Consider the following 11,049-nt stretch of genomic DNA (forward strand, 5'->3'; position numbering starts at 1 on the left):
AGGCTTCTCCAAAGTGGATTTAGGCAAAGGCAACAATAAGTGGCCCTAATAAAGTTAAGAAAACATTAGCTAACGCATAGGTTATGGCAAATGAAGTTGTCGGAATTGAGTTTCCTGATTTATCAAGCACCTCTCCGAATGCAGGATTAGCACTACGCGAGCCGGACAAAGCACCGGCAAAGACTGAAACATTGTCGTATTTCAACACATAGCGACCAAACAGTAAGGTAATAATCAAAGGTATTATAGTGACCAGTACACCAGCGAAGAAAATAGATAACCCTTGCTCTAACACAGTCGTTACCGCTTGCTGACCCGATTGCAAGCCAACAACCACAACAAAACCAGCTAAACCAAGATCTCGAAGTAATGTTGAAGCACCGGAAGGCATATTGCCAATCGTAGAATGTCGACTGCGATACCAGCCAAACAATAAGCCCGATAGAAGCGCGCCACCACCCGCTCCAAGTGTAAGTGGGATACTGCCAATTTTGACAACGGCTAAACCAAGCAACAGGCCTAGAGCTAATCCACATCCGTGATAAACAAAATCTGTTTTATCGCTTGGTAACAGTGTGGTACCTGCAAATGAACTTACTCGTTCAATATCTTCTTTTAAACCATAAAGCGTAATGATATCGCCCCGTAAAATAATCGTATCGGGAGAGTGATCGATCTCAATACCTTGTCGGCTTAAGGCTAGAACATAAACACCATGCTTAATATTTTGTTGTTTATCCAGAATTTCAGATATGGTTTTGTTGATTAGTTCAGCAGCGGTTATTTCAATATTTCTGGTTTGCACCAACATCTCCATCCCAGACTCTGCGGCCAATTCGTCACCAATTCTTGCCTCACATTGCACCACATCTGCACGACGACCAACTACTAGGACCTTATCACCGACTTGCAAAACTAATTCAGCACTATTACCAATGATCTGATCATTTCGTTTAATCCTCGCCACAGTAAATTGTCCCATGGCTTCCAGCTGCGCCAAGGTTTGACCGGCAGCACCTTTGATCAGAAAGATACGTCCGACTAAATCGGGTAAGGCAGAAGACTCGCCAACGGCATAAATTCGACGCCCTTTCAACATAGCGGCCTCGGCTGCCAAAGCATCATCTCGAATACTGCGACGCATAAACCAAGGCAAAAAATTAACGCATACCAGAATAGCGCCAAATGAACCAAATATATAAGTAACAGCGTATCCCACCGCAACATTACTTTGCAGTTGCTGTACCTCCGAACTCGATAACCCAAGTTTCTCAATGGCCGCACTCGCCGTGCCAATAATAGCGGATTGCGTCAAACCCCCAGCAGCAATGCCTGCTGCCAGTCCTTTATCAAAGACAAATACTTTTGCGATTACAATCACGGTTAATAAAGCACTTAATGCTAACACTGCAGCTAATAAAATTTCTTTGAGGGATTGTTTACCTAATGAACGGAAAAACTGTGGACCACTTTCAAAACCGACCGCATAAATAAATAAAGCAAAAAGTAACGCTTTTACACCACTGTCAACATGCACGCCAAATTGACTAATGAGCACTGCAACTAATAATGATCCCGCTACACCTCCCAGTTGAAATTTACCAAACTGAATCTTGCCTAACCAATAACCACCCGCTAACGATAAAAAAATGGCAATCTCAGGCGACTGCGTAAAAATTCCATTTAGCAAGTCCATGCGCGACTCCAGATTTATTATTATTAATTAGTTTATAGGCGACAAAAGTTGATTCATCCAGTGAAAGTAATATTAATTTTTTGCTGATATTGTAATAAAAAAGGGCAGCCAATGGCTGCCCAACTGTCAGTTACCTGACCACGTTGCAATAACTTAGAACTGGTTCATGGTGTTATGGGCACCACCGGCTTTTAATGCCGCTTCACCTGAGAAGTATTCTTTATGATCATCACCAATATCAGAACCTGACATATTCTGGTGTTTCACACAGGCAATACCTTGACGAATTTCTTTGCGCTGTACGCCTTCGACATAACCTAACATGCCTGCGGCACCGAAATACTCTTTTGCTAGATTGTCCGTAGACAAGGCTGCAGTGTGGTAAGTTGGCAGCGTGATCAGGTGATGGAAAATACCGGCTTCGCGCGCTGCATCGGCTTGGAAAGTCCGAATACGGTTATCAGCTTCCAGCGCCAGTTCAGTGGCATCATACTCCGCACTCATTAAGCCAGCACGCACATAAGCTGACACATCTTTACCTGCGGTTTGCCACGCATCGAACACTTGCTGACGGAAATTCAGGGTCCAGTTAAAGGAAGGACTATTGTTGTATACCAACTTCGCGCCTGGTACCACTTCGCGAATGCGATCTACCATCTCTTTAATCTGACCGATATGTGGCTTCTCTGTTTCGATCCACAGTAAATCAGCACCATTTTGCAGTGAGGTAATACAATCCAGTACCACACGGTCCACACCAGAGCCTGGCTTAAATTGGAACAAACCACTGGCTAAACGTTTTGGTTTTAACAACTTACCGTTAGCTTTAACAACCACATCACCGTTGGCAATATCATCAGCACTGGTGATGTAATCACCGTCTAAGAAACTGTTATATTTATCGCCTAAATCGCCTGGCTCATTGGTAACAGCAATTTGCTTGGTTAAACCTGCACCTAAGGAGTCGGTGCGCGCTACAATCACGCCATCATCCACACCCAGCTCTAAAAAGGCATAACGCACGGCGTTAATTTTTGCTAAGAAATCAGCATGCGGTACTGTTACTTTGCCATCTTGGTGCCCACATTGCTTTTCGTCTGATACTTGGTTTTCAATTTGAATCGCACAGGCACCGGCTTCAATCATTTTCTTGGCCAGTAAATAGGTAGCTTCTTCGTTACCAAAACCGGCATCGATATCCGCAATAATTGGCACTACATGCGTTTCAAAATTATCAATTTTACTTTGCACTGCAGCCGCTTTGGCACTATCACCTGCTGCCTTAGCAGCATCTAATTCATGGAATAAACCACCAAGCTCACGGGCATCCGCTTGCTTTAAAAAGGTGTACAGCTCAGCAATTAAGGCTGGTACAGCGGTTTTTTCGTGCATTGATTGATCTGGCAGTGGCCCGAACTCAGAGCGCAGCGCCGCAATCATCCAGCCAGATAAATACAGATATTTGCGTTTGGTCGTCGCAAAGTGCTTTTTAATGGCGATTAACTTTTGTTGACCAACAAACCCATGCCAACACCCTAGAGACTGCGTGTATTGGCTGCTATCGGCATCATAAGCCGCCATATCTTCACGCATAATTTTGGCGGTGTACTTAGCAATATCTAAACCGGTATGAAAACGGTTTTGTAAACGCATACGGGCTGCATACTCTGGGCTAATCGCATTCCAACCCTGGTTGTTGTTGCATACCGCTGCTAACTGATTAATCTGATCTTGATAAGCCGACATAATAATTTCCTCTTTGCTGGTAACAGTAACCGTGTTGGTATGCTTTCACTATAGTCAACAATTCAAAGATTCATAAAGCTGATTTTAATGATGCTCATCATTTTTCCAGTGAATATTGCTAAAGCCTCTTGGGGTGGCTTACTACTGATGCTATGATTCAGCTAACTAATAAAAAACAATTCAGGCATTAAAGCGATGAATATTAATAAGATGGATCTCAATCTACTGGTATACCTTGATGTGCTGCTGCGGGAAAAGAATGTGACTCGTGCTGCCAATCAGCTTAATATCACGCAGCCTGCCATGAGTAATGGCTTAAAACGGCTACGCGACCTATTGAATGACCCTATTTTAGTCCGTACTTCTGATGGCATGGTCCCCACCGAACGTGCTCGGGAATTAGCGCCCGTGGTACGAGGGGTTTTGCTAACCTTAGAAGAAACCTTACAACCTAACAAAGATTTTGAACCCTCGCAAAGCCATCGGGTATTTCGGATTATGGCCAGTGATTATGCGGCCTCTACACTGATCCCAGCCCTGTTGAAAAAGCTAAGAGTACAGGCGCCTTTCACCAGTTTAGATATCATGACGCCTTCCGATGTGACCTTTCATGATGTTGAAAATGGCAAGGTCGATATGGCAATTAACCGCTTTGATCAGTTACCGCAGTCTTTTCATCAAAAAACCGTTTGGCGCGATAGCTTTTCTTGTCTGATTAATCGGCAAAACCCAGTACTGCAACACTTTAATTTGGATAGCTATCTGAAAGCCCAACATATTTGGGTGAGTAAAACCGGCTTTGGCGTCGGTGTCGGTATGGATCCAAAGGATGTGCAAAAACTCGGCTGGGTCGATGAAGCCTTGGCCAAGTTAGGCAAACAACGCAATATTACCGTGTTCACCCGCAACTATCATGTCGCAATGCATCTCGCGGTAGGGATTGATCTGATTGCCACTCTGCCAAGCCGTGCAGCGCGGCTTTATGAAAAAGACCCAACTATGGCCATTATGGATCCGCCTTTTGCCATCCCCTCAATTGAATTAAAAATGATTTGGAGCCCGCTGCTGCATCAGGATGCTAGCCATATTTGGTTCAGACGCTTGATTGTGGAAACCGCAGACGAGCTGAATTAACAGCAAAGCTCTCGACTGTCGTCGCTGGCAGCTATCAATATGACGCACATAAAAAAGGCGCTGGTTAGGCGCCTTGCACATCAGGTTTACTTACCTCAGTTCGATGAGGGTATCAGGTCAATCAAGCAGCGCATAAGCGGGTAGCGTTAAGAAATCTACCAGCTGATCGGCTGTGGTGATGTCGAGCAATAACGCTTGAGCACGGTCAAAATTTTGGCTTTGCCAAACTTCGCTGCCCACTTCTGCCAACACCACCTTTGCTTCTTCCTCTAAAAAAGAAGCAAATAGGGCTTTGGTAATCAGTTTACCATTACTTAAACTCTTACCATGTTTAATCCATTGCCAAATCGAAGTACGAGAAATCTCTGCGGTTGCCGCATCTTCCATTAAGCCATAAATCGGCACACAACCTTTACCACTGATCCAAGCGGCCAGATATTGCAATGCCACGCGGATATTGGTGCGCATGCCAGCTTCGGTGCGCTCACCATCACAAGGTGCCAGCAGTTCAGCCGCCGTAATAGGGGCATCTTCGGCTCTGGAGATATGTAATTGATTAGGCTTATCCGTTAAATACTTAGCAAAAACGCCATTGGCGGTGGCAGCTAAGCCAGGGTGCGCCACCCAGGTACCATCGTGGCCATTGCGGGCTTCCAGCTCCTTGTCAGCAGTCACGCGCTCTAAAATGGCGGCATTGGCTGCCGGATCTTTGGCGGGAATAAAAGCCGCCATGCCACCCATCGCTAAAGCACCGCGTTTATGACAGGTTTTCACCAGTAAACGTGAGTAAGCATTTAAAAACGGCTTATGCATGGTCACCACTTGCCGATCGGGTAAAATACGATCAGGATGGTTATTTAATGTTTTGATATAACTGAAAATATAATCCCAGCGCCCGCAGTTTAAAGCAGCGATATGATCTTTCATCATATACAGGATCTCATCCATCTCAAACGCTGCTGGTAGGGTTTCAATTAATACGGTGGCGCGAATTGTGCCAATAGGTACGGCAAACTTTTGCTCAGTATGTCGGAAAATATCATCCCACCATTTGGCTTCTAAATGGCTTTGTAGTTTAGGCACATAGTAATAAACGCCTGTGCCTTGCTGCATACGTGTTTGATAGTTGTGGTAAAAATATAAAGCAAAATCAACCAAACCACCCGGCACCTGCTCGCCATCCAGCTCAATATGCTTTTCCCATAAATGTAAACCACGCACCCGCGCAATTAATAACGCTGGATTGTCTTTTAACGCATAATGCTTACCGCTTTGCGGATCGGTATAGCTAATGGTGCCTAAATTAGCATCGCGTAAATTGATTTGACCTTCAATCACACCGTCCCAACTCGGCGTTTGTGAATCTTCAAAATCCGCCATAAAGACTTTTACGTCGGCATTTAAGGCATTGATAATCATTTTACGATCAACTGGGCCAGTGATTTCTACCCGACGATCTTGTAAATCTTTCGGCAACGCAGCAACTTGCCACTCACCTTGGCGGATTGCTGCGGTTTCAGGTAAAAAATCAGGTAAAGCGCCAGCATCAAATTGTGCCTGACGGCTTTGCCGTGCTTGTAATAGCATTTTAAGTTGGGGACGATAAGCCCTGACTAACTCGGCAATAAAATCAGCCGCTTCTGCCGTAAGGATCTGCTGATAGGCTGGTGGCATAGCGCCTTTAACGGTTAAGGCTCCACAAGTTGTCGCTGCTGTCATGATCGTATCCTTGTACTATTTCAGATGGCCTAACTATAAGCCTAAATATAGTATAAAAACCATTAATGGAGTTAATGACTAGCATCACCACGAAAAATAGCCAGCCTCGGACAAATCAACAATATCTGGCACGGATTATGCTTTAACTCAGTCATCGTATCATTTGTCAATTTTTCGTCGGAGGTGAGCATGGAGTTTATCATGCTGTTATTGGTGCTGCTGGTGGTGGTCATCGCCCTGGTTGCCAGTCGTTTCATTGACAACAGCAACCCGTTTCAAGTGCAACGGAAAGCGTCGTTATTGAGTCCTGTGGAACGCTCTTTTCTTGGTTTATTGGAAAAGGCGGTGCAAAAGGAATACCGGATTGTTAATCGAGTAAAATTAGCCGATGTTTTAGACATCAGAGACAATGTTTCCGAAAAGTACCGCCGCAGTACTTTGCTGAAGCTGAATGCAAAATACCTAGATTATGTGTTATGTGAGCCAGATTCAATGAAAGTGATTGCGGTTTTGGATTTAGTAAACACCAAAAGTAAAGAAGGCCATAAAGCCTTACCTGACTGGTTTGTTAGTGGCGCTTTAGAAGCGGCAGGCGTACCCTATTTACGTATTGGCATTAAAGCAGGATACACCGTATCAGAGCTACAAGCAGCACTGGCCATGAAACTAGGTAAACCAGCCCCTAAAGTTGAACCCATGTACAAAGGACTAGTGAAAAAAGGCCCAACTCGCCCCATTCGTTCGTTCAAACCAGTACCAGCAGCGAACACGCCAATCGCTGGCAAACTGATGGCGCCTGCTTTGTCCCACTCTCAAATTAAAGCGCAAACTACTGCGCTGATCCAAGCTTCTTAACGCATAGGAGAAATGAGTCACTCCGCGCTAAGATCGAATGCCGCCCGCTGCAACGGGCGGCATTCACCCTTTCTAAAAAAATGCTAAAGCTTTTAATCCGCCTGCCGATATACTGTTGACGTATTGCTGATAGGAGGAAAACCATGAGTCAATCCGTTGGCGCGTTAGCGTCTGCTCAATCTTTTGAAGTATTGGGTGCCGTAATGGCCAAAAAGCAACAAGATCAACAGGCAGCGATGACCAATATGTTGGTTCAATCTGCCATGCAAAGTGTTGAACAAACCGCTGCAGCGCAGCCCGTTGGTAATATTGGTCAAAACATTAATGTAACAGTATAAACTGTGCTTTTGTTTGTGAAGGCCAGCGTTAGCTGGCCTTTTTTAGCTCCGATTCTAGCAACCAGATTATCCATTAGCCATATCGGGTTTAATCGTTCAGAGCTTTAAGTTTTAATGCTGGAGCTGTAAAACTTATCCCATCCCAGCCCGTGAATAAGAAATTGCGGATATTCTGGTGATCAGTACCACTTGGGCTTTCAATAACATGCCGATAATGCTCGCCAAACAGCTGTAATGTTTGCGGTGCCGATAATTGATGTAATAGCCCAAAAGCAAAGATTTTACAGGAGCCGTTATTTTCTCCAGCAGCATTATGTTGCTCACCATTTTGAAAAGCGACAGGTGTAAAATCGTAATACTGATCGATAAGCGCAATACTTTGGGCAAAACTAATAGATTCTGGCTCAGTACTTAACTGAATAAAAAAATCATCTAACATCATGTTGCTCCCGACACGGCAAAAGCAGATTTGCTGCATAATTCAAGGCAACCATATTAAAAGCTGGTTAGCACAACTGCAATGCTTTCCACGCCTCGTTTCGAAAATCTCCCAGTTCAAGATTCAGGAATTCCCAGATTAAAACTGTCTTTGTCAAATAATATGGAACTTAGCTGGCTGCAAACACCAACAGTAAAATGTAGGCTAAGCATATCGGCATGCTCTCATTCGATAAATTCGAAGTATATAACGCTAATTTTGCACTTTTTATTCGACTTAGTATCAGATTAAATAACCTGATATCGTATAGGAGGCAAATTATGCGCACATTAAAACAACTGATTCCAGCGTTAACAGTATCTGATGGTGCGGGTGTCAAAATTAAACGCAGTATTGGACAAAAAGCTAAGCTGCATATCGATCCCTTTTTAATGTTAGATTGCTTTGGTTCAGCCCAAGCAGATGACTATATTGCGGGTTTCCCCGCGCACCCGCATCGGGGGTTTGAAACCGTGACCTATATGTTGGATGGCCATATGTTGCATGAAGATCATCTTGGTAATAAAGGGCATTTAAAAAGTGGCGGTGTGCAATGGATGACCGCAGGGCGAGGTATTATTCACTCCGAAATGCCGCAACAAGAATCTGGGCTAATGCGTGGTTTTCAACTCTGGTTAAACTTACCGGCTGCGGAAAAAATGAAAGAGGCGGCTTATGTAGATATCACTCCTGAGCAGATCCCTGTCGCGAGACCAACCCCTGCAATTTGGGTAAAAGTGATAGCCGGTACTTTTCATTATCAACAGCAAAGTTGGGCTGGTCCAATCCAAGGCTTAAGTACCGAGCCACTGTATTTGGATATTGGTTTAGCGGCGGGTTCACGTTTGCAAATCGCTATCCCAGAAGGCCACGCTGCGGTGCTCTATCCTTATGAAGGTGCTGTACGACTTGAAGCAGAACCACAGTCTGATATTCCCGAGCACCACGCGGCTGAACTTAGCCACACTGGCGAGTTAGTGATTTCTGCGCAGCAAAATCTGCGAGTCTTATTATTAGCAGCCAAACCTATCAATGAACCTGTAGTACAATATGGCCCCTTTGTTATGAATACTGTCGAGGAAATCCAACAGGCCATTCAAGACTATCAACAAGACAAACTCACCGCGGGCAAGAGCTTAGCCAGTATTAAAGTGCATACGCTAGTTGGAGAATAACTTAACGACACTTACTACGCAGGCCTCTACACTCGCATCTTGTTGAGGTTTAGGTATATAATCAAATACCTATTTTAGCCATTTGTTATCCCTGAGGCCTGCTCATGCAACTTATTGGTATTATCGGCGCCATGGAGCCGGAAATCGCGCTGTTAAAACAACAACTCATTTTAAATCGTACTGAGCAGCTGGGTGGATACACTTTTTTCGTTGGTGAGCTCGCCGGTAGTGCTGTGGTGTTAGTGCAATCCGGTATAGGTAAAGTTGCTGCTGCGGTTGCAACCACCTTGATGATTAGTCAATTTAAACCCGATTGTATAATTAACACAGGCTCTGCCGGTGGTTTTGATCCTGAATTACGTGTCGGTGATGTGGTGATCAGTACTGAAGTGCGTCATCATGATGTCGATGTTACTGCTTTTGGATATGAGTTAGGTCAGGTTCCGAAAATGCCACCTGCTTTTATTGCTCATCCAGCCCTGATTGCTGCAGCAGAACAAAGTATTGCCGCACTTGGTTTTTGTAAAACCAAAAAGGGCTTAATCGCTACAGGCGACAGCTTTATGTGCGATCCTGATCGTATCGCCTTAACCAGAGCACAGTTCCCTTCGATGTTAGCCGTTGAAATGGAAGGTGCCGCGATTGCTCAAAGCTGTCATATGCTGGATACTCCTTTTGTCGTCATTCGAAGCCTTAGTGATATTGCTGGCAAAGAGTCACCGGAGTCTTTCGAGGCTTATTTAGACATTGCATCGAAAAATAGCTCAGCGATGGTGGTCGAAATCTTGACGAATATTGCCGGACTCAATCTATAAGTAGCGCCAGTATGGCAGATCATTTTACCCTAACATTGCTGTTGCTTTTAGCCGCGTTGCTACTGGGTAAATGGTTGCCAATCCCGTTGGCTTACCACCCCTTAAGCTTTTTTGCTGCGTTTTGTGATGCCCTTGCCAACAAAGTGCATCCCGATCCGCAGCGACCTGCAACACAACAGCGAGTCGCCGGCTTACTGGCGGTTATCTTAGTCTTAGGCATCCCGCTTATCTTGTTAGCTTGCCTTTATTTGTTCGCGAGCTGGGCGTTGATACTTGATGCGATTGTTTTACTATTTTGTGCAAACTGGCAGCCTTATCTGCAGCAACTAGAAAAAATAAGACAAAGCTTAAACAAGGAGTTAATGGGTTTAGCCAGAGTGCAAGCTCGCTTGCTTTTACTGCGCGATACCGAAAATCTCAGCCGAATGGGCTTAGTAAAAGCCTTGCTCGAAAGTGTCTGTTTAAGATTTAGCCAACAGGTCATTGCCACTATTTTTTGGTATCTGTTAACGGGCGCTATCGGTTTACTCTGTTATCGACTTTGCCAAATTGCCAGCCAACGTTGGTCAGTAAAACTGCCTAAAAATCGCCATTTCGGTGCTGCAGCATGCTATTTACACCAAGTCTTTTGTTTTATCCCCTACTGTCTTAGCTTAGGACTACTCTATTTGCAGAGCCAACGTAAAAGCAGCAGCATAGTTTCAACAACAGCTGACACCCCTATGCCAAGGAGTAAGCTATGGTTGCTGCGCCAGTTGAGTAAAACACTGCAGGTTAATTTGCTGGGGCCAGTGTTTTATCAGCGCCAAAAAGTCAAACGGCTAAGATTACAACAACAACGTGAGCCCGATCTTGCAGATTTAACGCGTTTATTACGCTTACAACAACATCAATTTGCCCTGCTACTATTATTGCTAGCAGGCCTGCTAGCTTTAGGAATGCTCTAATACTAACCAAACTCACAATGAGACGCTTTAGCAAGACTAGACAACAGTAGCCAAATCGTTATATGTTGCAAGAAGTTACAGTTCATCTATTATCAAATAACTTAATGACTTACGAGGCTCACCCTGCTGTGAAAAGGCTTAAAATA

Annotated in this window: 10 protein-coding genes; 6 read left to right on the forward strand and 4 right to left on the reverse strand. The window is 44.5% G+C overall.

Annotation, left to right across the window (positions count from 1 at the left end):
• Positions 1 to 19: 19 nt before the first annotated feature.
• Together aspT and ACO1PK_RS03170 are read right to left on the reverse strand one after the other, a co-directional pair.
• Positions 20 to 1,696: an aspartate-alanine antiporter gene (aspT, locus tag ACO1PK_RS03165; protein ID WP_423187224.1), complete on the reverse strand. Its 1,677-nt coding sequence runs from the start codon at positions 1,694 to 1,696 to the stop codon at positions 20 to 22.
• Between the two features lie 153 nt (positions 1,697 to 1,849).
• A complete protein-coding gene (locus ACO1PK_RS03170) occupies positions 1,850 to 3,442 on the reverse strand; it encodes an isocitrate lyase (RefSeq protein ID WP_423187225.1) in 1,593 nt (530 codons plus the stop codon).
• Between the two features lie 195 nt (positions 3,443 to 3,637).
• On the opposite strand from ACO1PK_RS03170, the gene ACO1PK_RS03175 reads away from it, so the two are divergent.
• Positions 3,638 to 4,576 carry a LysR family transcriptional regulator gene (locus ACO1PK_RS03175; protein ID WP_423187226.1) on the forward strand — a complete coding sequence of 313 codons (939 nt, stop codon included), beginning with the start codon at positions 3,638 to 3,640 and terminating at the stop codon, positions 4,574 to 4,576.
• A gap of 117 nt (positions 4,577 to 4,693) precedes the next feature.
• Here ACO1PK_RS03175 and aceB read toward each other — a convergent pair whose 3' ends face one another.
• Complete coding sequence (gene aceB / locus ACO1PK_RS03180; RefSeq protein ID WP_423187227.1) at positions 4,694 to 6,295, reverse strand: malate synthase A; 1,602 nt, start codon at positions 6,293 to 6,295, stop codon at positions 4,694 to 4,696.
• A 189-nt stretch (positions 6,296 to 6,484) separates the two neighbouring features.
• Here aceB and ACO1PK_RS03185 point away from each other — a divergent pair, with 189 nt between their 5' ends.
• Both ACO1PK_RS03185 and ACO1PK_RS03190 read left to right on the forward strand, forming a co-directional pair.
• The gene (locus ACO1PK_RS03185) at positions 6,485 to 7,150 is read left to right on the forward strand and encodes a DUF2726 domain-containing protein (protein WP_423187228.1); all 666 of its coding nucleotides are present in this window, start codon (positions 6,485 to 6,487) and stop codon (positions 7,148 to 7,150) included.
• Positions 7,151 to 7,293: 143 nt separating this feature from the next.
• On the forward strand, positions 7,294 to 7,488 hold the full coding sequence (locus ACO1PK_RS03190; protein WP_423187229.1) for a hypothetical protein: 195 nt from the start codon (positions 7,294 to 7,296) through the stop codon (positions 7,486 to 7,488).
• 88 nt (positions 7,489 to 7,576) lie between these two features.
• Here the strand turns inward: ACO1PK_RS03190 and ACO1PK_RS03195 are convergent, their stop codons facing one another.
• Positions 7,577 to 7,927, reverse strand: a complete 351-nt coding sequence (locus tag ACO1PK_RS03195) for a HopJ type III effector protein (protein WP_423188161.1) — start codon at positions 7,925 to 7,927, stop codon at positions 7,577 to 7,579.
• A 320-nt stretch (positions 7,928 to 8,247) separates the two neighbouring features.
• Between ACO1PK_RS03195 and ACO1PK_RS03200 the strand changes: the two genes are divergently transcribed.
• The 3 genes from ACO1PK_RS03200 to ACO1PK_RS03210 all read left to right on the forward strand — a co-directional run bounded on the left by ACO1PK_RS03200 (position 8,248) and on the right by ACO1PK_RS03210 (position 10,903).
• Complete coding sequence (locus ACO1PK_RS03200) at positions 8,248 to 9,141, forward strand: pirin family protein (RefSeq protein WP_423187230.1); 894 nt, start codon at positions 8,248 to 8,250, stop codon at positions 9,139 to 9,141.
• A gap of 104 nt (positions 9,142 to 9,245) precedes the next feature.
• Positions 9,246 to 9,956 (forward strand): 5'-methylthioadenosine/S-adenosylhomocysteine nucleosidase, encoded by a 711-nt coding sequence (gene mtnN, locus ACO1PK_RS03205; RefSeq protein WP_423187231.1) that lies wholly within the window; start codon positions 9,246 to 9,248, stop codon positions 9,954 to 9,956.
• 11 nt (positions 9,957 to 9,967) lie between these two features.
• Entirely contained in the window at positions 9,968 to 10,903 is a 936-nt protein-coding gene (locus ACO1PK_RS03210; RefSeq protein WP_423187232.1) for a cobalamin biosynthesis protein CobD/CbiB, read from the forward strand.
• Positions 10,904 to 11,049 lie beyond the last annotated feature (146 nt).

This window comes from Alishewanella sp. d11 (genome assembly GCF_049390205.1).
GTDB lineage: Bacteria > Pseudomonadota > Gammaproteobacteria > Enterobacterales > Alteromonadaceae > Alishewanella.